Genomic DNA, 25,086 nt, shown 5'->3' with positions numbered 1-25,086 from the left:
TCTCCACACCTGTGGACAAACCACTTTCGGGTGAGCGGCGGAGCCGTGCCGGTGGTGTTCCACTCCAAATGGCATGAACTCCAACACCGAGGTCGTCCAGTCCGCACGAGCCGGGGCCACGGGCTGGGACGCGCTCGTCGAGCGCTACTCACGGCTGGTCTGGTCGGTGCCCAGATCGTTCCGCCTGAGCCACGCCGACGCGGCCGACGTCTACCAGTGCACGTGGCTCTGCCTGGCAGAACACCTCACCCGGCTGCGAGATCCCGAGGCCTTGGCAGGGTGGCTGCTCCGTACCGCAACCCGGCAGAGCATCGCCGTGCTGCGCAGCCGCGGCCGTGAGGTCCCGGTCGACCGCTGGGAGCCGGAGTCGGCCCTGCCGACACCTGAGGACGTCGTGCTGGGCGACGACCGCGCCCACCGGCTGTGGACGGCGCTGGTCACGTTGAACGAACGCTGCCAGCGGCTGCTGAGGATCGCCGCCCACAGCCCCGAGCTGAGTTATGCACAGGTTGCCGACGCCCTGGGGATGAAGCTGGGGAGCGTCGGCTCGACGCGGACCCGGTGCCTCACCGCGCTGCGCCGGAAGCTGGCGGTGGCGCGGTGAGGGACCCGTTGCTCGACGAGATCGCCGCGCTGTTCGGTGCCGACGTGCCCCCGGCCGTCGGTGCGCCGGTCCCGACCGGCCTGGCCCCCATGGCGGTCGTCGACGAGCCGGTCCGCGGCCCGTCGCGGCAGCTCGTGTTCCACGTCGGCACCGGCCGGATGTACCTGCAGCTCGACGGCCCGCGCCTGACCGGCGTCCTGGACGGCGTGACCGGCACCGTCGAGGTGCGTTCACCGGAGGCCGTGCGGGCGGTCGCGCCGGACGCCGAGGGCTGGTTCCGCGCCGAGGTCGCGCCGGGGCCGGTGTGCGTCTGCGTGCCGGAGCTGGGCCTGACCACGGACTGGTTCGTCGCGTGAGCGCCAGCGCCGACCCGCGGGCCACCATCGCCGGCACGGTGGTCCGCGGCTCCAAGGCCGAACGCGCCCAGGCCCTGCACGACCTGAGCGTCGCCCACGTCGAGCTCGGGCACCTCGACGAGGCGGCCGCTTTGGCACAGCGCGGCCTGCGGCTCACCGGCGAACCGCGGTTCCGGCTGACGCTCGCGTGGATCGACCTGGACCGGGGCCGTCACACCCGGAGCCTGCGGCACCTCGACCTCGCCACGCCGCAGCTGCGCGGCAACGAGCTCGCGCGGGCGCGCTGCCTGCGCGGGCTGCACCTGTGCCGGTCGGCCGACCCTCGTCCGGCAATGGCCGAGCTGACCGCCGTGATCAGGGAGCTGCGCCGGTACGACGACCAGCGGTGGCTCGCGAACGCGTTGATCGGCAGGGGCATCGCGCGGTGCTACGCCCTGCGGCTGGCCGGCGCGGACGCGGACTTCACGGCGGCCGCGGCGGCGCTGCGGACGATCGGCGAGAGCGGCCGGATCGCGATGTGCCTGCACAACAGGGGTTTCGTCGCGATGCTGGCCGGTGACCTGCCGTCGGCGCTGCGGCGGTACGAGGAGGCGGCACGGGCCGGTCTCGACTCCACGAGCCGGCCGGAAGCGCTGGTCGATCGGGCGGAGGCGTTGCTCGCGGCCGGGCTGGACGAGGAGGCGCACCGGGTGGTGGAGCCCGCGCTCGCCTTGCTGGAGCGGTGCGGGCGGAGGTCACCGGAGGCGGTGCTGCTCGGCGCGCGGTGCGCGTTGCGGCGCGGCGACACCGCCACGGCGCTGCGGCTCTACCGGAAGGCCGGACGACCGGACGGTGAGCTGATGCTGGCCGCGGGCGAGGTCGACGCGGTCGCGGCCCAGCGGTTCCGCGGACCGGCCAGGACCAGGGCGCTGGGGTGGCTCGCGCAGGCCAGGCGGTCGGACCGGCGGGGTGCGCTGGCGGCGTGCCGGGCCGGGCTGCGCGTCCTCGACGAGGACGGCGCCGGGCTCGCCAACGAGTGGGTGCGGCGGGAGCTGACCGGACGCGCGCTCGACCTCGCCCGGACGCCGCGCGAGGTGCTGCGGTGGGGCGAACGGCACCGCCGCAGCTACCCGTCGCCGTTGCCGCCGGGCGATCCGGCGCTCGCGAGCGCACTCGCCGGGCTGCGGCGGGCACGGGCGCTCGGCGGTCCGGTCGAGGCGCTGGAACGGGACATCCGCCGGCTGACCGTCGCCACGGCCCGGCGCTCCCCCTCCGGCGACGAGGTGCCCGGCCACCTGCCGGTGGTCAGCTTCGTCGTCCACAGGGGACAGGTGCTGGCCGTGACGCCGGAGAGCGTCCGCGTCGTGGCCGAGCCGGCCGCGCTCGTCCAGGCGGCCAAGCTGGCGCTGCGCGCGGGCCGCACGGTCGACAACGACCTGTTGCCGCAGGTGGACGAGGTCGTGGTGGTCCCGGACGGCGTGTTGCGCGACATGCCGTGGGCCGCGCTCCGGCCGAAGGTGCACGTGCTGCCGGCGTTGGACCGCTGGTGCCCACCGCGACCCGGTGGCCGCAGGGTGTGGGTCGCCGGACCGGACCTCGGCCACGAGGAGGTGACCGCGCTGCACCGGGAACACGGCGGCACGGTCCTCGGATCCACTGTGGAGGAGACGCTGCGGGGCCTCGAAGGCGCCGGCATCGCCCACATCGCGGCGCACGGCGTCGTCAACGCGGACAACCCGCTGTTCTCGTACCTGGAGCTCGACGACGGCCCGCTCTACGGCTACGACCTGGCCCGCGTCGAGCACCCGCCGGAGGTCGTCGTGCTCTCGGCCTGCGAGTCGGGCCTCGCGCGGGCGTTCCTCGACGCCGGCACGAGGGCGGTGCTGGCGAGCGTCCTGCCCGTCCCGGACCGGCAGGTCGGCGCGGCCATGGCGGCGGTCCACCGGCGGCTCGACCACCCCGCGGCGGCCGCACGCGCCGTCGCCCACCTGGGCTTCAGCTGCTACGGCACCGGCACGAGCGTCGCGGCGTGCAGCGCGGCGGCGAACGAGGTGCCGGTGCACAGCGACTGCGCGGAGCCGACGCTGGCGGGCACGTCGGTCCCGTTGGTCACCACGTCGACCCACGGGCCGTGACCGGAGAACGGGTCGGAGGTGCCCACGGCGGTCACGGCGGGCAGGGCGGCGGGCCACCACGGACGGGCGGACCCGCCGTTGCCCGCGGCCGCGACGACGTTGCCGCCGCACGCGGCCAGGACCGGCGGGCAGGCGTCGTCGAACGTGTAGGTGCCGGACGACACCAGGACCACCGGCACCGAGCGGGTGGCGCGCAGTGCGGCGGCGAGGGCGAGGTCGGAGCCGAAGCCGGACGGCGTGAGGACGGGGAACGGGCGGACGGTCGCACCGTGGTGCCGCAGCACACCGGCGACCAACGCGCCGTGCGGGGCATCGAGAGGGGTGTCCAGCAACGCCACGGACCCCTCCCCTCGCAACGACGGCAGGTGGCCACCGATGACCGGGCGGGAGGTGCCGATCATGATCGGGCAGGCGAGGTGGACGTGGTGCGGTGCGGCACCGACGTCGCGGGCGATGGGGACGACGCGCAGTGCGTGCGCCGCCTTCAGGTGCATCCGGACGGCCCCCGGAACGGCCTCCTCGTGCGAGCAGACACCCCGCAAACGCTTGCGCACAGTGGGTGCGTCCTCCGGGAGCACGATGACTTCCCCCGAACGGACCAAGCACTCGTTCGGACCGCCCGGATCGTGCACGTGCACCGGACCGAGGGCCTCCGACGCGTGACCGGCCAGCTCAGAGAGGCTCTTGACCTGTTTCGGTGCGTCCACAGCGGACACCATCCCGCGCTGCGGCGAGGTCCACAGGGGACCGGAGCGCGATGTCACTCGATCCGATGACCACACAGACGGTGTTCGCGCCCGATCGGGGCGAACACGGACAGCCGCACGTGACCGCCCTTCCGTGTGGTTTGCGGCGAGTTGGTTCGCAAAACCACCCACCGGTGCTAGACATAGCTCAACGTCGACCTCCGACGGCGCTGCGGCGTTGACGGTGGCCCGAACGGTGGACGGTGGTGATCCTGTGGCCGGTGGTGGAGCTGTCGCACTGCTGCTGCGGGCCGCTGCCCTCGGTGGGTTCACGGCCGCGGCCTGGCTGATGGGCGGCTCGCCCGCCTCGGCCGACGCGAACCCCGTGGAGGCACCGCCCGCCGTCGAGATCACGACCGAAGCTCCCGCACCGCTCGACCCGGCCACACCGGTCACGGCACCACAGCCGGTCCAGGAGCAGAGCCCCGAGACCGCCGCGCCCACCGCACCGCTGGCCGAGCAGGCGACCGAGACCCTGGCAGCGACCCCGGCCGGCGAACCGCAGCCGCTCGACCGACCGCAGGCCCTCGACGAACCGCAGGCCGCGGACGAACCGCAGGCGCTCGACGCCTCGCAGCTGTTCACCGCCCCGAGCCTGAGCGACGACCCCGCGGGCTGGGCCACCGCGTTCACCACGTCCTTCATCGAGCAGCACCAGCCGGTCGACGACGTCCCGGTACCGGGGTTCGTCCCGCCGAACCGGCCGGAGGACCCCGCCGGGGACGACGACCACGACGACGGCCCGGTGCTCGACTTCACCGGCGGCACGCACTCCAACTCCCGGTCCGGCACCGTCTCGAACAAGGCGCCGCCCGAGGTGATCAGGGCGAAGGCCCAGGTCCGCGCCGCGCGGCTGGCCGCCAGGGCCGCCGCCGAGCTGCCCGCTCCTCCGCCGCCGACGGCCGCGCCCGTCGCGGTCGCGGTCGCGAAGTACGTGCCGCAGCCGCTGCGGACGTTCAGCCAGCCCACGCCACAGGCCGAGCCCGCGCCGCAGCAGGCCGACCTCACCTGGACCGAGCCCGGCAGGGACGCGCCCGCTCCGGCGCCCCAGCCCGCCCCGGTCACCACGACGGCGTCCGCGTCGTCGAGCCACACCGACAACTCCGGCGGCACGCGCGGCGTGCTGGCCGTGCTCACGTCGCGCAACGAGCTGTTCCCGCCGGCCACGTGGTCGGTCGAGGAACGCCGCGACGGTCGGTCCCCCGGCAGCCTTCCCGGCCTGCCGAGCACGTCACCCGACTGAGTCCGACAGGACAGGTCTGCCCTCTGCGCGATTTGTGACCGTCTCGTGCCGTCGCGCCAGTAACTCCTCCTCGTATTTCCCGTTGTACGCAAGGAACCCCCAGTCTTCCTGACCTGCCAACCGCGCCCTGGCAGGTCGGGTCTGGTCCGAGTGCCGCGCTGCCCCCGCAGCCTCGGACCGCACGGGGAAACCTGCGGACGGGGGACGCCAATCCCTGGGACGTCCCCCGCCGCAGGCCACTCCGTTGGCAAGTTCGTCGGCCCGGTCTCCACCGCTGTGGGAGACCAGGCCGACGTGTCTCACGCGACCGGCACCGAGACGTCGGCATCCGACGGAAATCCAGTGCCCGCAACGGATGCAGCTACCACACCCAAACGGCCGATCGCCTCGCGCAGCACTTCGGGCGACTGCGTGTACGGCACTCGGAGCATCTGCTCGCAGCCGCCGTGGACCGCCCAGCGCGGGCCGGGCACGAGCCGCAGGCCGTGGTTCTGCGCCACCACGGCGATCCGGGTGCTCACCGGCGCGTCGAGCGTGCACCACAACCCGAGCCCACCGGCCGGGACCCGAAAGCTCCACTGTGGACAGTGCAGCCGCAGCGCCTCCGCCGCGACGTCCCGCTGAGCGGCGAACTCCAGGCGCCGTTGCCGCAACACGGGGTCCGCGTCCGTCAGCAGTTCGGTGAGCACCAGCTGCTCGAACACCGGGGTGCCGAGGTCGATCGCCGCGCGCGTGGACATCAGCCGGTGCACGATCTCCGCCGACGCCCGGATCCACCCGACGCGCAGTCCACCCCAGTGCGACTTGCTCGCCGATCCGAGCGTCACCACCAGATCGCCGCCGAACGCCGCCATCGGCGGTGGCATCCGGTCATCGGTCAGCGACAGCTCGACCAGCGTCTCGTCCACCACCACCGGCGTGTGCGCCTTCCTCAACGCGGCGGCGAGCGCTTCACGGCCGGCCGCGGGCAGCAGGGCGCCGGTCGGGTTCTGGAAGTCCGGGATGAGGTAGGCCAGCCGGGGACCTGCCTGCCGCAGCGCCGCCTCGTAGGCGTCGACCTCCCAGCCGTCGCCGGTCATCGGCACGGGCACCGGGATCGCCGACGCGGCCCGCACCGCCTCCAGCGCGTTGGGGTAGGTCGGCTGCTCCACGAGCACCCGGTCACCCGGCCCGGCGAACAGCCGCAGCGCCAGCGCCCACGCGTGCTGCGCGCCCGAGGTGACCACGATCTGGTCCGGTGACGTCGGCAGCCCCCGTGCCGCGTACCGGTCGGCGATCGCCTGCCGCAGCACGGGCAGGCCGCGCTCGTGGTACCCGTGCGACACCAGGTGCTCGGGCATCCGCGCCAGCGCCGCCGCCATCGCCTGGCGCAGGCCGGGGTGGGCGGGCGGCGCGCACCGGGTCAGGTCGATCAACGCGTCGTCGCCGCCGACGATGCCACCGCCGCCTCCGACCGGGCCGTCGATCCACGATCCGGCGCCGCGCCGGGATGCGACCAGCCCCTCACCGCGCAGCTGGTCGAGCGCGGCCGTGATCGTCGTGCGGCTCACCGGGAGTGCGTCGGTGAGCTCGCGCTCCGACGGCAGCCGGGTGCCGACCGGCAGCCGGCCGTCCGCCACGAGCAGCCGGATCGCGGTGGCGAGGTCGGCCGACCCCTGCCGGGCACCCTGCTTGCGCCACGACCCGAGCAGCCGAGCCAGCCGAGCACCCGATATACGTCCACCTGGTGGGAGCATGAGGCCAATTTCCCAGAATTGGCTATGGATTACCAGGCCAATCGCGCCTCAGTATGACCACATGGCCTCCACGACCGCACTCCACCAGGTCTCCGTCCGGATCTCCCCCGCCCGTCGCCTTCCGCAGCTCCTCGCCGGGCTGTGGCTCTACGGCGCGAGCATGGCGCTGCAGATCCGCGCGACGCTCGGCCTGAACCCGTGGGACGTGCTGCACGAGGGCCTCACCGAACGCACCGGCCTGAGCTTCGGCCTGATCACCGCGATCACCGGCGTGCTGGTCCTGCTGGCGTGGATCCCGCTGCGGCAGAAGCCCGGCGTCGGCACGATCGCGAACGTCGTCGTCATCGCACTGGCGGTCGACGCGACCCTCGCGATCCTGCCCGCACCGCAGGGGCTCGTGCCCAGGATCGTGTTCCTGGCGCTGGGCATCGTGCTGAACGCGGTCGCGTTCGCCGCCTACGTCGGTTCCCGGCTCGGACCGGGCCCGCGCGACGGCCTCGTCACCGGGTTCTGCCGCCGCACGGGCCTCTCGCTGCGCCTCACGCGCAGCGTCCTCGAACTGCTGGTGCTCGGCACGGGCTGGCTGCTCGGCGGCACCGTCGGCATCGGCACGGTCCTGTACGCGCTGGGGATCGGCCCGCTCTCGCAGCTGTTCCTGCCGCACCTCACCTGGCGCGAGCGCTCGCAGCCCGCTTCCTGATCTCGGCGTACCCGACCCCGCGTTCGGCCAGCACCTCGGCCACGATCCCCTTGCCTTGCAACAGAGCCAGCACGAGGTGCTCGTTGCCGAGGTGGTTGTGGCCGAGGTCGCGGGCCTCGCGCAGGCTCTTCTCCAGCGCCTTCTTGAACTCCGGCTCCAGCGGCATCCCGAACCAGCGCCGCCGCGGCCCCGGCCGCAGCACGCCCGTGCCGAGCGACTGCTCGACCGAGTCGATCACCTGGTCGACGTCGATCCCCAAGCCGCGCAACGCATCCGCGTCCGCCTTGGTCAGCCCGCCCTTGCGCCGGTAGTCGCGGAACTCCGCCTCCAGCTCCTCGCGCGGCAGGTCGAACCCGGCCAGCACCGGCGTGTCCAGCAACGCCAGCAGCAGGTGCTCCACGCCGACCTCGCCCGCGTGCACCCGTTCCGCGTCCGCGACCGCCTTCTGCACGGCCTCGCGCGCTTCCTTCGTGAACCGCTCCGCGATCATCATCGTCCCCCGTGCTTCTTGTGCACCGCCTGGCGGGACACCCCGAGCTCCGCCGCGATGTCCTGCCACGACCAGCCCTGCGCCCGCGCACTGCGGACCTGGGCCGCTTCCAGGTGTTCGAGCAGTCGCCGCAACGCGCTGACGGCCCGCAACCCGATCTTCGGGTCGCGATCACCGGCCGCTGTGGCGAGATCCGTCGCTTCCGTCATGCCGTCAACGTACGTTGACAATGAGGGTTCGTCAACCGGGGTTGACACGTACGGTGGAGCGGTGATGATCGAGACTGCCGAACAGGGCGCTCCCGGACGCGTCACCGAGGACCGGATCCGCGTGCTGCCCAACGCCGTCGTGGTCCTCGACGGGGTCACCTCGCGCACCCGGCCACCCGACCGCGACGGCGGCTGGTACGCCACCCGGCTCGCCGACGAGCTGGCCAGGACGATGGACGCCGGCACGCCGTTGACCGAGCTTCCTCGCGCAGGCGATCACGTCCCTCGTGGCGGAGCACGACCTCGTTCCCGGCGACTCCCCGGCCGCCACCGCGGCGATCGTGCGGTGGGACGACGAGACGATCGACGCCCTCGTCTTGTGCGACACCCCGGTCGTCGCGTTCGGACGGACCACGGACGTGGTCGAGGACACCCGGCTGGCCGACCTCCGGCCGGACCCGGACATCCTGCGGTGGACGAACAGGCCCGGCGGCTACTGGGTCGCGGAGGCCGATCCCGAGGCGGGCCGCCAGGCGCTGACCGCGAGCTGGCCGCGAGAGATGATCAAGAAAGTGGTCGTCGCCACGGACGGTGTCTCGTGTGGAGTGTCCGAGTACGGGCTGTTCTCGTGGGACGAGCTGGCGGAGCTTCCCGCTCGGTGCGGCGCTCGACCGGATCAGGGAAGCCGAGCGCAGTGATCCGGAACACATCCGGTGGCCGCGCTGCAAAACGCACGACGATCAAGCCGTCGTCCGGATCACCGCATGAACGAAAGAAGCCCCGCGAGACTCGCGGGGCTTCTTTCGAAGAGGGATGGCCAGGGGCGGGGTCGAACCGCCGACCTACCGCTTTTCAGGCGGTCGCTCGTACCAACTGAGCTACCTGGCCATGAGAGAAAAAAGCGACCCAGACGGGACTCGAACCCGCGACCTTCGCCGTGACAGGGCGACGCGCTAACCAACTGCGCCACTGGGCCTTGCTCTTGCTGTCGTGCAGATCGTACCTTACTGCATCATCTTGCTTTACTGCGTGCCCCCAACGGGATTCGAACCCGCGCGACCGCCTTGAAAGGGCGGGATCCTAGGCCGCTAGATGATGGGGACTAGCTGGTCTCTGGAAGCATCGTAAGCATATGACATAGGTCCGCGCACCTCCAAAACGGGGGTCCCACTTATGCCTTGACCTGCCAAAACCGTCGAAAAAGCAGGCCGGACGAAGCGCGCGGGACGATCTCGCGGAAGCGTCCGGAAACGGCAAATGCCAGCTCAAGGGCCCAATCGGTGGTGAACACGGGTCGAACGGAGGTTTTTCGACGATCTTGTGTGACCTGGGTAACTCCGCAGGAGCGGTCAGGAGAGCCCGTCCCAGGCGCTCAGCCACGCGTCGTTCGCGACGGAGGGCAGCACCAGCCGGAGCACCTCGCGCAGCCGGTCGGGGAAGTCGGCGCACATCGTGGTCGCCGAGGAGATCAACCGGGCGCCGAGGGTCGCGCCGCAGATCGTCCGCGCCACCGCCGCCGGGTCGACGCCCTCGCGCAGGTGACCGCACTCGCCCGCCTCCGCCACGTAGGCGGCGATCATCTTCTCCCACATGAGGTGGGAGTTCGGGACGCCCGGATAGCCGACCTCGCGGTCGGCGGTCAGCCGCACGCCCGCCCGCAGCACGACGTCGGCCGCCATCCGGTCGGCGGACTCGACGACCATGCCGACGAGGGTGTGCAACGGGTCGAGGCCGCGCGCGTGCCACCGCTGCCGCATCTCCACCCAGAAGTCGTGCTGGTACTCGGTGAGAGCACCGGCGACGGCGTCCTTGGACGCGAAGTGGAAGTAGAACGCGCCCTTGGTGAGACCGGCGCGCGCGAGCACGGCGGTCAGCGACGTGCGGTCGTAGCCGAGCCGGTCGAACTCCTGCGCCGCGGCGCGGAGAATCGCCTCCCGTGTCGCATACGCCCGGTCTTGCTGGGGCATGGCTCCAGGTTAGTCGTTGCCGCTAAAGAGACCCGTGGGTATGTTTCCAGGTGCGGCCCTGTTTCGAGACGCGCTCCGGGGGGTGCGCGCCTCGGCCAGGGCCGCCTCTGCTTCGCTACCGCCTCACCGCTGGACCGGCGGTGTCCCGCCGTCCTCGCCGGGTGACAGCCCCAGCATGTCCAGCAGCGTCCTGCAGTCCTCGGTGCCCAGTGCGCTCCGCGCGACCGCGAGCCTGGCCCGGTGGACCTGTTCGTCGGAGATCCGCGAGGGCTCTCCGCTGCGCTGGGCCGGCACGTTGGGGCCGCCCTGCCTCTGCATGCCGTCGTCCTGCGTCCACAGGAACTTGCGCACTTCCAGTGAGCCGCTCATGAGTGCCCTCCCCGACTTGAGGTTGGCGCGAGGCTAAGCGACCTGGGACAACGGCCGCAGCCCCCCGCAGAGTGATTCCACCAACACCCAGCGTTACTTTCCGTACAGGTGTGCCGTCTGTCCGATGGGGAGGTGGCCAGTGGAAGATGGACCGATGACCGACCCCACGCCGGAGCCTTCCCCCGAAGCCGCAGGCCAAAACCCCCGACCTGCGCCGGAGCCCGGGGGTGACCCCCAGCCGGGCACCATCCCGCCGGCACCCGATCCGCAGGAGGTCCTGAAGGCGATCAGCGGGATCGACCTCGCCACGATCGACGCCGACATCGAGTCCGCGTTCGGTTCGCGGATGGCCCAGCTGGACGAGATGCTCGCGGGCCTCGACTCGCTGGTGGACAAGATCGAGAAGGACATCCAGAACCTGGACCAGCCGAAACCCGACGGTCCTCAGTAGAGTCGCCATACCCTGGGTGGGTATCATCGGAGTCCCGATCGAGAGGAAGGGACTCCATGTCCGTCACTGCCACCTACACCGTCACCGGCATGACCTGCGGCCACTGCGTCAGCTCGGTCACCGAGGAGCTGTCCGAGGTCGCCGGCGTGACCGGTGTCGACGTGGTGCTCGAGACCGGAGCGGTGACCGTCACGAGCGACCGCGAGCTGGACCGGTCCGAGGTCGAGGCCGCCGTGACCGAGGCCGGGTACCAGGTCGCCTGATGACCACGACCGAACCCCGCCACGTCGAGCTCAGCATCAGCGGCATGACCTGCGCCTCCTGCGCGCGGCGCGTGGAACGCAAGCTGAACCGGCTCGACGGCGTCTCCGCCACCGTGAACTACGCGACCGAGAAGGCCAGCGTCCAGTTCCCGGTCGGCATGCGCGTGGACGACCTGGTGTCGACCGTGCGGGCGGCGGGGTACGACGCGCGGGAGCCGGTCGCCGAGCCCGAGGAGGGCGACGCCGGTGACCTGCGGCTGAGGTTCGTCCTCGCCGCGTCGCTGGGCGTGCCGGTGATCGCGTTCTCGATGGTTCCGGCCTGGCAGTTCCCCACCTGGCAGTGGGTGTCGCTGGCGCTCGCGAGCGTGGTCGTGTGGGTGTGCGGCTGGCCGTTCCACCGTGCGGCCGCGGTCAACCTGAGGCACGGCGCCAGCACGATGGACACCCTCGTGTCGATGGGCGTCACGGTCTCGTACCTGTGGTCGCTCTACGCGTTGGTGTTCGGCGCCGCCGGGACCATCGGCATGCGGCACGAGTTCAGCCTGCTGCCGCGGCCGGCGTCCTCCGGCGACATCTACCTCGAGGTCGCGGTCGGCGTGACCGTGTTCCTGCTGCTCGGGCGGTGGCTGGAGGCCCGGTCCAAGCGCAGTGCGGGTGCCGCGCTGCGGGCGTTGCTGACGCTCGGCGCCAAGGACGTGGCGGTGCTGCGCGACGGCGTGGAGACCCGCGTGCCGGTCGAGCAGCTCCGGGTCGGCGAACGCTTCGTGGTCCGTCCGGGTGAGCGCATCGCCACGGACGGGGTAGTCGTCGAGGGCAGCTCGGCCGTGGACGCCTCGATGGTCACCGGCGAGTCGGTGCCGGTCGAGGTGCGCGAGGGCGCACCGGTCGTCGGCGGGACGGTCAACGCGGGCGGCCGGCTGGTCGTCGAGGCTCGCTCGGTCGGCGCGGACACGCAGCTCGCGCGGATGGCCCGGCTCGTCGAGCAGGCGCAGGCGGGCAAGGCGGACGTGCAGCGGCTCGCCGACCGGGTGTCGGCGGTGTTCGTGCCGGTCGTCGTCGCCATCGCCGCCGTGGCGTTCGGGGCCTGGCTGCTCGCCGGGCGGCCGCTGGAGTTCGCGGTGACGACGGCCGTGGCGGTGCTCGTCATCGCCTGCCCGTGCGCACTGGGGCTCGCGACGCCGACGGCGTTGCTCGTGGGCACCGGCCGCGGCGCCCAGCTCGGCATCCTGGTGAAGGGCCCGGAGGTGCTGGAGTCGACCCGGCGCGTGGACACGGTGGTGCTCGACAAGACCGGCACCGTCACCACGGGCCGGTTGGCGCTCGTCGACGTGGTCCCGGCCGACGGCGTGTCCCGCGCCGAGGTGCTGTCGTGCGCGGCGGCGGTCGAGAACGCCTCCGAGCACCCCATCGCCGCGGCCATCGTCCGCGCCGCACCGGAACCGAGGCCCGTTTCCGACTTCGCGTCCACGGACGGCGTCGGCGTCAGCGGCGTGGTGGACGGCCGCCGCGTTGCCGTCGGCCGGCTGCGGAATGCCGAAGTCCCCGAATCGCTGTCCGCGGCGGCAGTCGTGCACGCCGATCGCACGGTGGTCGCGGTTTCTTTTGACGGCGCGGTCGTCGGGTTGATCGCGGTGGCGGACACCGTGAAACCCACGTCCGCACAAGCAATTCGCGATCTGCGGGAACTCGGCCTGCGACCTGTCCTGCTGACGGGGGACAACGCTGTCGTCGCTGCGGCGGTGGCACGGGAAGTCGGCATCGACGAGGTGATCGCCGACGTGCTGCCGGCCGGAAAAGTCGAGGCCATCCGGAATCTGCAGGCACAGGGCCGAGTCGTGGCCATGGTGGGCGACGGCGTGAACGACGCGCCCGCGCTCGCGGCCGCTGACCTGGGGCTGGCCGTGGGAACCGGCACCGACGCCGCCATCGAGGCGAGCGACCTGACCCTGGTGCGCGGCGACCTGCGCGTGGCTGCGGACGCAATTCGGTTGTCACGCAAGACGTTGGGCACGATCAAGGGGAATCTGTTCTGGGCGTTCGCCTACAACGTCGCTGGACTTCCACTCGCGGCGCTCGGGCTGCTCAACCCCATGCTCGCGGGGGCCGCGATGGCCTTCAGCAGCGTGTTCGTTGTTACCAACAGCTTGCGACTGCGGCAATTCCGCCCATCGGCAACTCAAGAATCTTCCGCGCAACCTCTCCCGCAGCGCCGCGTGCGCGTGCAACAATCCGATTGCTGACATACCCCCGGTCAGCGCCTGTGGAGATCCCCTCCGGCCCCCGCGTTCCTCCCCCTGGCGCGGGGGCCTCTCCTCTTCTCCGGCCGACCTTGCTCGGCTGACGCCTCGCCGCGGTCGGTCGGAGGTGCCTTCTGGGGGCCGAGCCCCCAGACCCCAGCCGGGGGCAGCCCCCGGACCCCCAGCCGGCTCGACGCCGAGCCGGCTCGCCACCGCTGCTCCCGCCGCCCACCTCCCGCTGCTCCCTCCGCCACCGTTGCTCCCCCGGCCACCGCTGCTCCCTCCGCCACCGCTGCCCCCGCCGCCACTTCCAAGAGGGCACGCGGGGGCCCCGCGTGCCCTCCTGGAGTACGAAAGCTCCCCGCGTGCACTTCGGAAGCAGCGGGGGAGGCACATGGGTGGGTGACTCAGGTCACAGGGGTTTGGGTTCCGTGACCGAGCCGTTATCGTGTTCCGGTGCCTATCGGATCCCTCGGACGCTCCAAGTCCGGCCGTCACCGCCCCGCGGACGAACCGCAGGAGACGACGCCCGACGAGGAGCTGACCTCTTACCTGGCCGCACTGGCCCCGGACTCGGACAACGAGACCACCGCCTCGGGCTTCGGCAACGCGCAGGTGTACCAGCTGCGCCTCCAGCTGATGGCCAACGAGCAGCTCAAGGAGCTCGCCGCCGAACGCCAGACCTCCCCCGGCGCGCTCGCCACGGAGTGGGTCATGCAGCGACTGGAGTGGGAAGCCCGCCAGCGCGGCAACTGACCCCTGCGCAGTCACCCCCAGCACGAAGAAGGACCCTCGGCCGAGCCCGGCCGAGGGTCCTTCTCAGTTACGTCTTGCTGCGGCGAATCACATCAGATCGCGCGGACGTTCTGGGCCTGCGGGCCCTTCGTGCCCTGACCGACCTCGAACTCCACGCGCTGGTTCTCCTCCAGGGTGCGGAAGCCCTGACCCTGGATCTCCGAGTAGTGGACGAAGACGTCAGCGCCGCCGTTGTCCTGGGCGATGAAGCCGAAGCCCTTCTCGGAGTTGAACCACTTGACAGTGCCCTGTGCCATGTACCTGCCTCCATCGCAGGAAAGCTTGGGGCTGCACCGTGCAACCCCGGCCGTCCCGGGGGCGTTCGGCCCGCTCGAATCGAGCGCACAGCACGCCCGCGTGTCGTTCCGCGAGCGTGTGAAGCACGAACACAGAAACCACGGCCTGCGCGGAGAAGCCTAACGTGTGCCGCGTCATAGCACTACAGGTGAAATCCAGCCAGCCGAGTGCCTCAACAGGACCAAAGGCGCTGGTCCATGAGGGTGATAACGAACCCTTGAGCAACTCGTTGGTGGCTCGCGCGTCCTCTGAGCATCAGTTCCAGGGGGATCTCGGGGAGAACGCGTGTTCCGGCCGTTCATGTTGGCTGTACTGCTGGGTTTGACCGCGTGCGGCGGCGCGCCCGACGCACCGTCGGCGCCCGATGCGGCACCGGTCGTGCAGGAGAAGGCGAAGGCGGCGGTGACCGTCACGCCGGCGTCGGGTGAGGGGATCAGCCCGGCGGGTCCGTTCCAGGTCGGTGTCACCGGGGGCAAGTTGACCTCGGTCGCGCTCACCGGCCCCGGCAACCGCGTGGTCAAGGGTGAGCTGACCGGCGACCGGTGGGTGGCCACCGAGGACCTGGGCTACGACAAGGCTTACACGTGGTCCGGGTCGGCGAAGGGCGAGGACGGCGCGGAGGTGCCGGTCTCCGGTTCGTTCCGCACGGTGAAGCCGGGCCGCCTCACGAGCGCGTCGGCGAACGTGGGCGACCACCAGACCTACGGCGTCGCGATGCCGATCAAGATCACGTTCAGCGCGCCGGTGCAGGACAAGGCGTCCGTGCAGAAGGCCATGACGGTCACGACGTCGGTGCCGACCGAGGGCGCGTGGGCGTGGCTGTCGGACCGCGAAGCGCATTGGCGGCCGAAGGAGTACTACAAGCCGGGCACGCAGGTGTCCGTGGACGTCAACGTCCACGGCGTCCCGTTCGGCGGCGGCGCGTACGGCGCGGAGGACCTGCACGTGCAGTTCGCTGTCGCGGACCGCGCGCTGGTGGTCAAGGCGGACACGCAGTCGCACCGGTTCGTCGTCTACCGCGACGGCGTGCAGCTGCACGACTTCCCGGCCTCGTACGGGCTCGACACCGACCCGCGCCGGGTCACCCGCTCCGGCACGCACGTGGTGATGCAGAAGGAAGCCAGCCGCACCATGTCCAGCACGGTGTTCAACTACAAGGACGTCCCGGTCACCTGGGCCGTGCTGCTGTCGAACAACGGCGAGTTCGTCCACGAGTACGCCGGCTCGATGTACGCGCAGGGCAAGGAGAACGTGTCGCACGGCTGCGCGAACCTCTCACCGGCCGACGCGAAGACGTTCTTCGACCTCACGATGATCGGTGACCCGGTCGAGGTGCTGAACTCGTCGGTCAAGCTCGGGCCCGCCGACCGCGACTACTACGACTGGGCGCTCGACTGGGAGACCTGGCGGTCGAAGTCCGCCGTGACCGGCTAGGACTTCTCGGTGATCTGGGGCGGCGCCGGGATCGAGTAACCCGACGGGCCTACGTTGCGTTCCAGCGCCCGCTTCCACTCACCGGTCGAGATCATCTTCTCGATGGCCTCGTTGACCTCGGCGCGGCTCTCGTCGTCGCCCTTCGGCAGGCCGATCCCGTAGCGCTCCTCGGAGAACGGCTTGCCGACCAGCTTGAGCAGCTCCGGGTTCTCCGCCGCGAAGCCCGCGAGGATGACCTCGTCGGTGGAGACGGCGTCGACGTTGCCCGCCATGAGAGCGATCACGCAGTCCGAGTACTGGCCGTACTCGATCAGCGTGACGCCCTTGGCGTAGTCGTTCTTCACCTTCTGCGCGGACGTGGACCCCTTGACCGAGCACAGCTTGCGGCCGTCGAGGGTCTCCGGACCGGTGATCGAGGTCTCGGTGAAGCGGACGAGCATGCCCTGGCCGGTCTCGAAGTACGGGCCGGCGAACGCGACCTTCTCCTTGCGGGCGTCGGTGATCGAGTAGGTCGCGACGACCAGGTCGACCTCGCCGCTCTCCAGCATCGACTCCCGGACGGCGCCGCGGGCCTCCTTGAAGGTGATGCCTGTTTCCTTCACGCCCAGCTCGTTCGCCACGTACTTGGCCACGTCGACGTCGAACCCGACGTAGCGGCCGTCGAGCCGCCGCTCGCTCAGTCCCGGCTGGTCGTACCGGATGCCGATGGTCAGCTTCCCGGAACCGGCACGACCGACGACGGTGGCCGTGTCACCGCTCCCACAAGCAGTGGCGAACACCGCGACAGCAGCGAGAAGCGCAGCACGACGGATCACGACAGGACCTTCCGGGGTGGTGTGGAGTCGTGCGCAATGCTACGTACCAGCGGCGATTATCAACTGTGATGTGTGACAACTACGGCAGTCGCGCCCTGCTGGGTGTCACATGACGCCCCTCACGTTCCACGGCACGGCGCAGGTGTCCGGGCGGTGCCATCCTGCGGATCTTGCCCGGCACCAGGAGTGCTGTTCGGCGCAACACCCGCAACCACCGGTCCGGGTTGGCGTACGGCTCGTGCCCGTGCAGCTCCACCGCCCATTCGGGGAGCACGGAGTACGCCAGATGACCGACCAGCACGCGGTAGAGGGGCAGGCCGTGACGAAGCCACCCCTTGACGGGCGGGCCGTGGAGGAACTCGTAGATCACCTCGGAGTCCGCGGTGCGGCGCAACGACGACCGCATCGAGTCGAGGTACTCGGCCATCTCCCCGCGTGAGCCGGGCACGTCCTCCTCGTGCAGGCCCACCAGCGTGGCCGCGAACCGCTGTTCGGCGTAGTACCGGTCCTTCTGCCGGTCCGTGAGGCCGTAGCCCGCGCGGTCGAGCACCGTCTCGAAGCAGTGCACTTCCGAACAGTGCACCCACAGCAGCAGTTCCGGTTCGTCCACCCGGAACGTCCTGCCCTCGTGGTCGGTCGCGCGCAGGCTGCGGTGCGTGGCGCGGACCCGTGCCGCGGCGGCGGCGATCTCCTCGCCGGTGCCGTAGACGCCGAGCCCGACGAAGTCCGCCGTGCGCTTGAGCCGGCCGAGCGGGTCGGCCTGGAAGTTCGAGTTCTGGACGACACCCGCGACCGCCTTCGGGTGCAGCGCCTGGAGGTAGAGGCTCGCGATCCCGGCGATCCACATCGTCGGGTCCGCGTGCAGCTGCCAGCTGACCGTGTTCGCATCGAGCATGCGAGCATCGTCGCGCCTGGCCAAGATGAAAGCCATGGACCTCGACCAGGCACGGGACGTGCTCCGCAGCCAGCACCGCGCGGTGTTCAGCGCGATGAAGTCCGACGGGACGCCGTCGATGTCACCGGTGCTCGTGGCACTGGACGACAACGGCGACGTGCTCGTCTCGACGCGCGCGACCGCGTACAAGACCAAGCAGGTGCAACGGGATCCGCGCGTGTGGCTGTGCGTGCTGCCGGACAGCTTCTTCGGGCGGTGGATCCAGATCGCGGGAACGGCGACGGTCGTGCCGCTGCCCGAGGCGATGGACCTGCTGGTCGAGTACTACCGCACGATCTCCGGCGAGCACCCCGACTGGGACGAGTACCGCGCTTCGATGGAACGCGAACAGCGGGTCGTGCTGCGCATCGCGCTGACCACCGCCGGACCGGACCGGACGGGCTGAGTAACACCGTTAGCGGGCACAACGATTCCACGGGGACGGCAGCGGACACGTCATCCGGACCTGGGGAGCGCGATGAGTGGTGCCAGACGCCGCGGCTACTTCACAGCCGCGGTGGCGATGCTCGGTGCCGCCCTGGTCACGGCACTGATCACCGCGCCGCCGGACCGTCCCGTGGACATCCGCCTCGTCGCACCGCCACCTCCGCCGCCCGCGACCGTGATCGCGTCGGCCACCACGACCCTGGTCGCCATCGGCCCCGTGGTGCTCGACACCCACGTGCCGCCTCCGCCACCACCTCCGCCGCCGCCGCCCCCGCCGACGGGGGACGCACCGCACCGCCCTGGACCGCCCGACCGCGGTCACCGGCCCCCGCCACCGCCACCGCAGCCGGGTCCGCCGCTGCTGGACCTGCTGCGCTGCGACGCCGAGTACTTCGACAAGCTGGTCGAGAAGGACTTCGAGCGCTGCCTGCCGTGGCCGATGTCGCCCAAGGAGCTGTGCAAGTTCCTCGACGACCACCGCCTGCGCCCGGTCGAGGTCCGCGGCCCCGACGGGCGCAGGCTCAACGCGCCGAAGTGCTAGCCCTTCAGCTCCCGCAACCTGCGCAGGTTCGACTCGGCGCGTGAGCCGAGCAGCTGCGCCTCGCCCAGGTAGTGGTCGTCGATCAACGCCTCCACCTCGGCGTCGTTCATCGCCGGCACGACCCGCGCGGCCATCCGGTTCATGTTGCGGTAGCTGCCCTGCAGCAGGAACGGTTCGCCGTCCGCGCCGGCCGCCGAGGCGATGTACGCCTGGTTCACCCTGAGCACGACCTCCTGGACGCGTTGCAGCTTCCGCAGCACGGACAGCATCCGGTCGAGCTGCACGGTGTCGTGGCCGGTCTTGACGTCCTGGCCGGAGGCGAGGCGCACCAGCGGTTCCACGTCCACGCCCGCGAGCGTCGGGTTGGCCGAGGACGCGTTCTCCAGGTAGCTCAACGCGAAGAGGGACTCGCGGCCGTGCAGCACGTCGCCGAGGTTCCACACGTCCGCCCGGTTGGCGAGCATGTCCGGGACCCGGAACGCGCGGCCCGTCTCGGTGTACGGGTTGCCGGCCATCGAGACGGCGAACCGCTTGCCGCGCAGGTCGAACGTGCGTGCCTCGCCGTCCTGCACGCCGTCAACCCTGCGCTGGGCGTCGCACAGCGAGATGAACTTCTGCAGCAGCTCCGGTGAGGTGTGCTGGATGTCGTCGAGGTGCAGGAGGACGTTGGAGCCCAGCGCGAACGCGAAGTTGATCCGCTCGACCTCCTGGCGGGCCGTGGCGTTCGGTGCCTCGCTCGGGTCGAGGGACGTGACGCCGCTGCCCAGTGCCGGGCCGTTGACCTTGACGAACACCATGCCGAGGCGGTTCGCGACGTACTCGACCAGCGTCGTCTTGCCGTAGCCCGGCGGGGAGATCAGCATCAGCAGGCCGGTGCCGTCGTTCAGCTGCTTGGCGAGGTTGTCGCCGATCAGCGGCAGGTACACCTCGTTCAGCAACCTGTTGCGCACGAACGTGTTCAGCACCGCGGGCCGGTACTCGTCGAGCCGCAGCCGCCGGCGTTCCCCTGCGAGCAGCTCGTCGCGCTGCCGCTGGTAGGCCCGGAACGCCGGCACGTGCTCGCCGCCGAACCGCCGCAGCCTGGTCAGCGCCTCGTCCAAGCGCAGGTCCAGCGACTGGTCCCGCACCCGCGGGTGGGAGCCGAGCAGGCCGGTGACGGTCTCGCTCAGCGCGGCGCTGGAGTCGTACCGGGGCAGGTCGGTGAGCAGCACCGCGACCACCTCGGGGAACTCGGGGCAGTCCTCGTCGCCGAGGAACCCGCGCAGCCACGCCTCGATCAGGTCGCGGTCGTGCAGGTCCTCGTCCACGACCGCGCGGAACCGGTCGATCACCGTGCGGGCGGCCTTGCTGGTGACGAAACCCGTTGGTGCGCAGGCGAGTTCTTCGAACAGGTACTCGGCGGCGAGCGGGCTGATGCCGAACTGGGCCGTCAGCTCCGGGATGCCGTGCGTGCCACCGAACACCGTGCGCGCGCGGGCCAGCGACTCGGCCTTGCGCGTCCACACGGCACGGTCCTCCTCCGGTTGCGCGGCCCAGAAGAGCTGGGCCTCCGCGCGTGCGTCCGGCGGGTACCGCAGCAGCCCGGCGCCGGCGTGCAACCGGTGCAGGACAGCGAGGATGCGTTCGGCGTCGTGGTCGTGGACGCCCTTCTCGTAGCCCTCGTCGTAGCGTTCCGCGGCGGCCACCGACACGTCCGTGCGGCCCTCGGCGAGCAGGCACGCGGCCAGGTGCTCTGAGCGGTAGACCTCCGGCGTCTCGGAGACCAGCAGCTGGTCCCAGAACGGCCGGGTGGCCGCGAACGCGGGGTCGGTGACCTCGCCGCGGTAGTCGGTCCCGGTGACGGCGAAGTACATCCGGCCGTCGCGCGGCACGAGGGTCAGGTTCATCGGCTCGGTCGTCACCGGGAAGCGGTGCCTGCCGAGCACGATCGACGCGCCGTCGTACAGGTCGGCGCGGTCCCGCAGCGCCCGGCCTCCCTCTTGCCGGGCGTCGCGCAGCTCCGCTTCGAGCTCGTCGGCCCGCACGTCACCGAGCTCGCGCAGCTGGGTGGCGACGGTGCGGACCTTGGCGACCATGGGGTCGCCCGCGAAGTAGGTGTTGATCTCGTCGACCGACGTCAGCTTCTCGACGCGGCGCCGGATGGTGCCGAGCACGCGCTGCGCCGACTGGACGAGCCGGTCGGCCTTGCGCGCCCGTTCGTCGAGCAGGGTCTGCTTGCGCGCGGAGAACGCCTCGTAGACGTCCGTGCGCTTGGCACCGACCTGGGCGAGGAAGTCGTCGAACTCGGCGAACCGCGACTCCAGGTTCTCCAGCTGCAGCAGCAGCCGGCCGAGGTGGTCGTCGCAGCTCTGCGGCGTGGCGGCGACGGCGAGCGCACCGGTGACGGCCTGGCCGAGCAGCGCGAACTCCGCGGCGAACTCGGCGCGGCCCTCCGCCTCGGCGAGCGCGCGCCTGCGACCGTCCACAGTGGCCCGCGCGCGGTTCACGGCGGCCAGGACCTCGCCGATGCCGGCCAGGATCTGCGTGCGGGTCGTGGTGTCGGCGGCGTCGAGCGTGCTGACGACCTCGGTCAGCACCTCCAGACCGGCCTGCTGCTGTGCGAGCCGGTCGTGCAGCGGTCCCGCCTCGGCCGCGGTCGTGAGCCCGGTGGCCGCGATCCGGTCGATCTCCTCGTGGTACTGGGCGAACGCGTTCTCACCGCTGAGGAACGCGACGGCGCGGCGGGCCGAGTCGGCCAGCGCCTCGACGAGCGCGGCCTCCCTGCGGCCCAGGTCGTCGAGGTCGACGTACCGGACGTCCCGCAACGTGATCAGGCGGCCCTGCGCGGACCGCAGGTCGGCCAGCAAGCGCACCCACTCGTCGGCCGACCGCGGCGCGGCCGAGCGGGACAGCCGGACCAGCGACGCGAGCTGCTCACCGGCCTCGTGCAGCTGCTGGGCGGCGTTCTCGGTGAGCACGCGGACCGACTCGAACTCGTCGAGCACCTGCTCCGCGGTCGCGCGCACGGCCACGACGTCGTCGCGCAGCCCCAGCTCGGCGAGCCAGTGGACGTTGTCGACCACCCTGGTGCACAGGGCGATCAGGCCCTCGAACACCGGTGCGGTCGGGGTCATCCCGGCGGCCATGCGGGTCACGCTCAGGCAGTCGGAGATGCCGCGGACCAGCTCGGCGTTGCCGATGCGGGCGAGCGGGCCGGACTCCTCCGGCAGCACCTCGTCGGCCACGAACGGCGTGCGCCACACCTGCATCGGGTGCACGCGCACGGGTTCGGTGCTCGTCTCGCGGAACACCACGAGCGTGCCGTCGGCGAAGAGCGAGTAGCCGTGGCACACCAGCGGGGTGGCGACCTCCTTGCGGATCACGTTGTAGGGCAGCAGGAGGCTGCGACCCTCGCGGCGGGCGTGGTAGACGTACAGCACGTCCTCGCCGTTGGCGGAGCGGATGACCCGTTCGAACTCCAGGTCCTCGGTGTCGACGTCGAACGTCTTGTCGTCACCGGTGACCAGGTAGTAGCCGCCGGGGAAGATGATCCCCTGGTCCTCGGGCAGCCGCTGGCAGGCCTGGCCGATGCCGTCGAGCCGGGCCACGGCCTTGGTGCGCGTGTTGAACACCAGGTGCCGCCACTCGGTCTCCTTGTATGGGAGGACCCTGAGCAGCAGCAACGGCCCGACGCGCGCGTAGTGCACGTCGGCGTCGGCAAGGCTCTGCAGCGGCTCGTCGACCGGTTCGGAGTAGATGCCCTCGCCGGTCTCGGTGTTGTTCTCGACCTTGATGGTCAGCGTGCCGCCGACGGTCTCGACGAACACCTCGCCGTCGATGGCGATGTGCGGGTGCCGGCCGAGCACGTGCTGCTCACGGGTCGTCTCGACCCACGTGAAGTCGTGCGCGGGCGGGAAGACGTGGTCGCGTTCACCGCGGTTGTCGAGGTAGGTGACCGTGCCGTCGACCGCGACGTCCCAGCGCAGCACGCGGATGTCCTCGATCCGCGCGCCGGTCTGGAACACCGCGAGCAACCGCGACTCGACGATCCGCAGCTGCAGCAGCCTGGTCTCGCGGTAGTACCGGTAGAGCTCGGCGAAGTCGTTGCGGAACCTCGGGTCGTCGAGGAACCCCGCGTCGGCGGGGCCGAGGTCCTTGCCGTGCACCGCGAACACGTCCGCGACCGCGGTCTCCGGCTTGAGGCCGAGGAACACGTTGTAGCCGAACAACATCTGGTCGCCCAGCGGCACGATGTCGCGGGGCACGCAGTTGTTCTCGGTGCGGATGCGTTCGGTGGCGACGAGCTCCAGCGCCTGGCTGCCGAACGTCTCGACGCGCCGGTCGTTCAGCGCCTCGGTGCTCCGGGCGAGCCCGGCGGCCTGTTCGGCCAGCCGGGCTCTGAGCACCTCGTAGGTGCCCGCGTCGAGAGCTGTCATGCGGGCTGGCCGTTGTTCTTGGCCATCTGGGTCAGCGCGATCGCGGCGGCGATGTTCTGCGCGTCACCGGTGGTGAACGAGCTGAGCACCTTGGTCAGGTCCTCCGGGAAGTTGTTCGTCCCGTCCATCCACTTGGCGCCCAGCGCCTGCACCACGTCGGAGTTGCCGACGAACCCGTCGACCTGCTTGCCCGCGGTGATGGCGTTCGCGATCTTGTCGAAGAACACGGTGTCGCCGCCGATGATGTCGATGTCGGCCTTCTCCAGCCCGGCCGCGAGGACCATGGCCTGCGCCTCGGCGATCTGGCGCTGCACGTCGATGCCCTTGAGCCGGATCTCCTTCTCGGCCTCCAGCCGCAGGCGGTACTCCTCGTGCTCGCGGGTCGCGGTGTCGAGGGCGGCCATGGCCTCCGCCTTGTGCGACAGGCCTTCGGCCTCGCCCTTGAGGCGTTCCTTGATGCCCTCGGCGTCGGCGAGCGCCTTCTCGCGGTCGACGACGGCCTCCGCGCGGCCCAGCGCCTCCACCGCGACGGCGTCGCGTTCCTTGACCTGCACGTCGGCCAGGCCCTTCGCGGCGGCCTCCGCCTGCACGCCCTCGGCGAGCCGGATCTTGGCGGTGGCGTCGAGCTCGGCGGACTGCTTGCGGGCCTCCGCGAGCAGCACCTCCTGGCGGGCTTGGTGCTGCGCGGCCTGCTCGGCGGCCTCCGCGGCCTTGATGTCCTTGACCAGCGACTCCTGCGCCTCGGCCTCGGCCCGGATGATGATCTGCTGCCGCTCGCGCTCGGCCTCCTCGACCGCGCGCAGCCGCTTGATGTTCTCCTCCTGCTCGGCCACGGTCTTCTCGACCGCGACCCGCTCGCGCACCAGGTCGGCGATGGCGCGCCGCTCGTGCTCGAGCTCCTTGTCCTTCTCGATCATGCGCAGCGAGGTCTCCCGTTCGCGCGCGATGACCTCCAGCAGGCGGTCCTTCTCGATCCGCTCGGTCTCGACGGCGATCACGCGCTCGCGGTTCTTCTCCGCCACGGCGATCTCGCGGGCCTTGTTCTCGGTCTGGATGCCGAGCTGCTCCTCGGTGCGGATGAACGCGGTGTTGGCCTTGAGGCGTTCCTCTGCCTGCACCTTCTGGGTCTCCGCCTCCTGCTGGGCGCGGGCGGTCTCGATCTCGCGCTTCTGCTTGATCTCCGCGTCGGCCTGCCGGCGTTCGAGCTCCAGGATCGCCTCACGCGCGCTGACGTTCTGGCGCGTGATCTCCTTCTCCTCGTTGCGGGTGAACTCGTTGGTCTTGACGTGCTCGATCGCGGTCAGCTCGGTGATCTTGCGGATGCCCTGCGCGTCCAGGATGTTCGCCGGGTCGAGCTGCTTGAGCGGCGTCTGCTCCAGGTAGTCGATCGCGGCGTCTTCGAGGCTGTAGCCGTTCAGGTCGGTGCCGATGACCTGGATGATCCGGTCGCGGAACTCGTCGCGGTGGGTGTAGAGGTCGACGAAGTCGAGCTGCTTGCCGACGGTCTTGAGCGCCTCGGAGAACTTGGCGTTGAACAGCTCCTGCAGCGTGGCCTCGTGGCTCGCGCGCTCGGTGCCGATCGCCTGCGCGACCTTGATGACGTCCTCGACGGTCTTGTTGACGCGCACGAAGAACGTGATGCGGATGTCGGCGCGGATGTTGTCCTTGCAGATCAGGCCCTCGTTGCCGGCCCGCTTGATCTCGATGGTCTTCACCGAGATGTCCATCGTCTCGCACTTGTGCAGCACCGGGAGGACCACGGTGCCGGTGAAGGTCACGTCGACCTTGCGCATCTTGGAGACGATGAGCGCCTTGCCCTGCTCGCACTTCTTGAACAACCTGCTGATGACGACCACCGCCATCAGCAGGACGACCGCGATCACCCCGATCAGCACCAGCAACCCCGTCGAAATTGCACCCATG

23 protein-coding genes and 3 tRNA genes are annotated in these 25,086 nt (G+C 71.0%); 13 read left to right on the top strand and 13 right to left on the bottom strand.

Annotated elements, in window-relative coordinates:
- The first annotated feature begins 73 nt into the window (after positions 1-73).
- The 4 genes from ACVDFE_RS08075 (at position 74) to ACVDFE_RS08060 (ending at position 5,063) form a co-directional block, all read left to right on the top strand.
- Positions 74-604 carry an RNA polymerase sigma factor gene (locus tag ACVDFE_RS08075; RefSeq protein ID WP_458430088.1) on the top strand — a complete coding sequence of 177 codons (531 nt, stop codon included), beginning with the start codon at positions 74-76 and terminating at the stop codon, positions 602-604.
- Entirely contained in the window at positions 601-960 is a 360-nt protein-coding gene (locus ACVDFE_RS08070; RefSeq protein WP_458430087.1) for a hypothetical protein, read from the top strand. Before ACVDFE_RS08075 ends, ACVDFE_RS08070 begins: the two co-directional genes overlap by 4 nt.
- Positions 957-3,074 (top strand): CHAT domain-containing protein, encoded by a 2,118-nt coding sequence (locus tag ACVDFE_RS08065; RefSeq protein WP_458430086.1) that lies wholly within the window; start codon positions 957-959, stop codon positions 3,072-3,074. The genes ACVDFE_RS08070 and ACVDFE_RS08065 overlap by 4 nt, the downstream gene beginning before the upstream one ends.
- A gap of 960 nt (positions 3,075-4,034) precedes the next feature.
- Positions 4,035-5,063: a hypothetical protein gene (locus ACVDFE_RS08060; RefSeq protein WP_458430085.1), complete on the top strand. Its 1,029-nt coding sequence runs from the start codon at positions 4,035-4,037 to the stop codon at positions 5,061-5,063.
- 299 nt (positions 5,064-5,362) lie between these two features.
- Here the strand turns inward: ACVDFE_RS08060 and yczR are convergent, their stop codons facing one another.
- The gene (gene yczR / locus ACVDFE_RS08055; protein WP_360396853.1) at positions 5,363-6,799 is read right to left on the bottom strand and encodes a MocR-like transcription factor YczR; all 1,437 of its coding nucleotides are present in this window, start codon (positions 6,797-6,799) and stop codon (positions 5,363-5,365) included.
- Between the two features lie 61 nt (positions 6,800-6,860).
- Here yczR and yczE point away from each other — a divergent pair, with 61 nt between their 5' ends.
- Positions 6,861-7,499, top strand: coding sequence for a membrane protein YczE (gene yczE / locus ACVDFE_RS08050; protein WP_360396852.1), 639 nt, complete (start codon positions 6,861-6,863; stop codon positions 7,497-7,499).
- Here the strand turns inward: yczE and ACVDFE_RS08045 are convergent.
- Both ACVDFE_RS08045 and ACVDFE_RS08040 read right to left on the bottom strand, forming a co-directional pair.
- A complete protein-coding gene (locus ACVDFE_RS08045) occupies positions 7,465-7,992 on the bottom strand; it encodes a Clp protease N-terminal domain-containing protein (RefSeq protein ID WP_360396851.1) in 528 nt (175 codons plus the stop codon). The two genes, yczE and ACVDFE_RS08045, sit on opposite strands and share 35 nt — an antisense overlap.
- Entirely contained in the window at positions 7,989-8,198 is a 210-nt protein-coding gene (locus ACVDFE_RS08040) for a helix-turn-helix domain-containing protein (protein ID WP_065915808.1), read from the bottom strand. The genes ACVDFE_RS08045 and ACVDFE_RS08040 overlap by 4 nt, the downstream gene beginning before the upstream one ends.
- A gap of 287 nt (positions 8,199-8,485) precedes the next feature.
- Between ACVDFE_RS08040 and ACVDFE_RS08035 the strand changes: the two genes are divergently transcribed.
- A complete protein-coding gene (locus tag ACVDFE_RS08035; protein ID WP_458430084.1) occupies positions 8,486-8,896 on the top strand; it encodes a hypothetical protein in 411 nt (136 codons plus the stop codon).
- Positions 8,897-9,012: 116 nt separating this feature from the next.
- On the opposite strand, the gene ACVDFE_RS08030 is transcribed toward ACVDFE_RS08035, so the two are convergent.
- The 5 genes from ACVDFE_RS08030 to ACVDFE_RS08010 all read right to left on the bottom strand — a co-directional run bounded on the left by ACVDFE_RS08030 (position 9,013) and on the right by ACVDFE_RS08010 (position 10,534).
- A tRNA-Phe gene (locus tag ACVDFE_RS08030) sits at positions 9,013-9,086 on the bottom strand.
- Between the two features lie 14 nt (positions 9,087-9,100).
- Positions 9,101-9,174, bottom strand: a tRNA-Asp gene (locus ACVDFE_RS08025).
- 54 nt (positions 9,175-9,228) lie between these two features.
- Positions 9,229-9,301 (bottom strand) — tRNA-Glu (locus tag ACVDFE_RS08020).
- 246 nt (positions 9,302-9,547) lie between these two features.
- Positions 9,548-10,165, bottom strand: coding sequence for a ScbR family autoregulator-binding transcription factor (locus ACVDFE_RS08015; RefSeq protein WP_360396850.1), 618 nt, complete (start codon positions 10,163-10,165; stop codon positions 9,548-9,550).
- 123 nt (positions 10,166-10,288) lie between these two features.
- Positions 10,289-10,534, bottom strand: coding sequence for a hypothetical protein (locus ACVDFE_RS08010; RefSeq protein WP_360396849.1), 246 nt, complete (start codon positions 10,532-10,534; stop codon positions 10,289-10,291).
- A 154-nt stretch (positions 10,535-10,688) separates the two neighbouring features.
- On the opposite strand from ACVDFE_RS08010, the gene ACVDFE_RS08005 reads away from it, so the two are divergent.
- From ACVDFE_RS08005 to ACVDFE_RS07990, 4 genes are all read left to right on the top strand, one after another.
- Entirely contained in the window at positions 10,689-10,985 is a 297-nt protein-coding gene (locus ACVDFE_RS08005; RefSeq protein ID WP_458430083.1) for a hypothetical protein, read from the top strand.
- Between the two features lie 56 nt (positions 10,986-11,041).
- Complete coding sequence (locus ACVDFE_RS08000; RefSeq protein ID WP_360396847.1) at positions 11,042-11,248, top strand: heavy-metal-associated domain-containing protein; 207 nt, start codon at positions 11,042-11,044, stop codon at positions 11,246-11,248.
- Positions 11,248-13,488, top strand: a complete 2,241-nt coding sequence (locus ACVDFE_RS07995; RefSeq protein ID WP_458430082.1) for a heavy metal translocating P-type ATPase — start codon at positions 11,248-11,250, stop codon at positions 13,486-13,488. The genes ACVDFE_RS08000 and ACVDFE_RS07995 overlap by 1 nt, the downstream gene beginning before the upstream one ends.
- Positions 13,489-13,941: 453 nt before the next feature.
- Entirely contained in the window at positions 13,942-14,241 is a 300-nt protein-coding gene (locus tag ACVDFE_RS07990) for a hypothetical protein (RefSeq protein WP_360396845.1), read from the top strand.
- 92 nt (positions 14,242-14,333) lie between these two features.
- Here ACVDFE_RS07990 and ACVDFE_RS07985 read toward each other — a convergent pair whose 3' ends face one another.
- Positions 14,334-14,537, bottom strand: coding sequence for a cold-shock protein (locus ACVDFE_RS07985; RefSeq protein WP_030473173.1), 204 nt, complete (start codon positions 14,535-14,537; stop codon positions 14,334-14,336).
- 325 nt (positions 14,538-14,862) lie between these two features.
- Here ACVDFE_RS07985 and ACVDFE_RS07980 point away from each other — a divergent pair, with 325 nt between their 5' ends.
- Positions 14,863-16,011, top strand: a complete 1,149-nt coding sequence (locus ACVDFE_RS07980; protein WP_458430081.1) for a L,D-transpeptidase — start codon at positions 14,863-14,865, stop codon at positions 16,009-16,011.
- Here ACVDFE_RS07980 and ACVDFE_RS07975 read toward each other — a convergent pair.
- The gene (locus tag ACVDFE_RS07975; protein ID WP_360396890.1) at positions 16,008-16,823 is read right to left on the bottom strand and encodes a glutamate ABC transporter substrate-binding protein; all 816 of its coding nucleotides are present in this window, start codon (positions 16,821-16,823) and stop codon (positions 16,008-16,010) included. The genes ACVDFE_RS07980 and ACVDFE_RS07975 overlap by 4 nt on opposite strands.
- Before the next feature lie 82 nt (positions 16,824-16,905).
- Positions 16,906-17,721: an oxygenase MpaB family protein gene (locus tag ACVDFE_RS07970; RefSeq protein ID WP_360396843.1), complete on the bottom strand. Its 816-nt coding sequence runs from the start codon at positions 17,719-17,721 to the stop codon at positions 16,906-16,908.
- A gap of 34 nt (positions 17,722-17,755) precedes the next feature.
- On the opposite strand from ACVDFE_RS07970, the gene ACVDFE_RS07965 reads away from it, so the two are divergent.
- Entirely contained in the window at positions 17,756-18,166 is a 411-nt protein-coding gene (locus ACVDFE_RS07965) for a PPOX class F420-dependent oxidoreductase (protein WP_360396842.1), read from the top strand.
- 72 nt (positions 18,167-18,238) lie between these two features.
- Complete coding sequence (locus ACVDFE_RS07960; RefSeq protein WP_458430080.1) at positions 18,239-18,748, top strand: hypothetical protein; 510 nt, start codon at positions 18,239-18,241, stop codon at positions 18,746-18,748.
- Here ACVDFE_RS07960 and ACVDFE_RS07955 read toward each other — a convergent pair.
- Together ACVDFE_RS07955 and ACVDFE_RS07950 are read right to left on the bottom strand one after the other, a co-directional pair.
- Positions 18,745-23,163 (bottom strand): DNA repair ATPase, encoded by a 4,419-nt coding sequence (locus tag ACVDFE_RS07955; protein WP_458430079.1) that lies wholly within the window; start codon positions 23,161-23,163, stop codon positions 18,745-18,747. The two genes, ACVDFE_RS07960 and ACVDFE_RS07955, sit on opposite strands and share 4 nt — an antisense overlap.
- Positions 23,160-25,085 carry a flotillin family protein gene (locus tag ACVDFE_RS07950; RefSeq protein ID WP_360396839.1) on the bottom strand — a complete coding sequence of 642 codons (1,926 nt, stop codon included), beginning with the start codon at positions 25,083-25,085 and terminating at the stop codon, positions 23,160-23,162. The genes ACVDFE_RS07955 and ACVDFE_RS07950 overlap by 4 nt, the downstream gene beginning before the upstream one ends.
- Position 25,086 lies beyond the last annotated feature (1 nt).

It is taken from the genome of Lentzea chajnantorensis (assembly GCF_054300775.1).
Note: the sequence above shows the minus strand (reverse complement) of the source record. Positions and strands in the feature narration are given on the sequence as shown.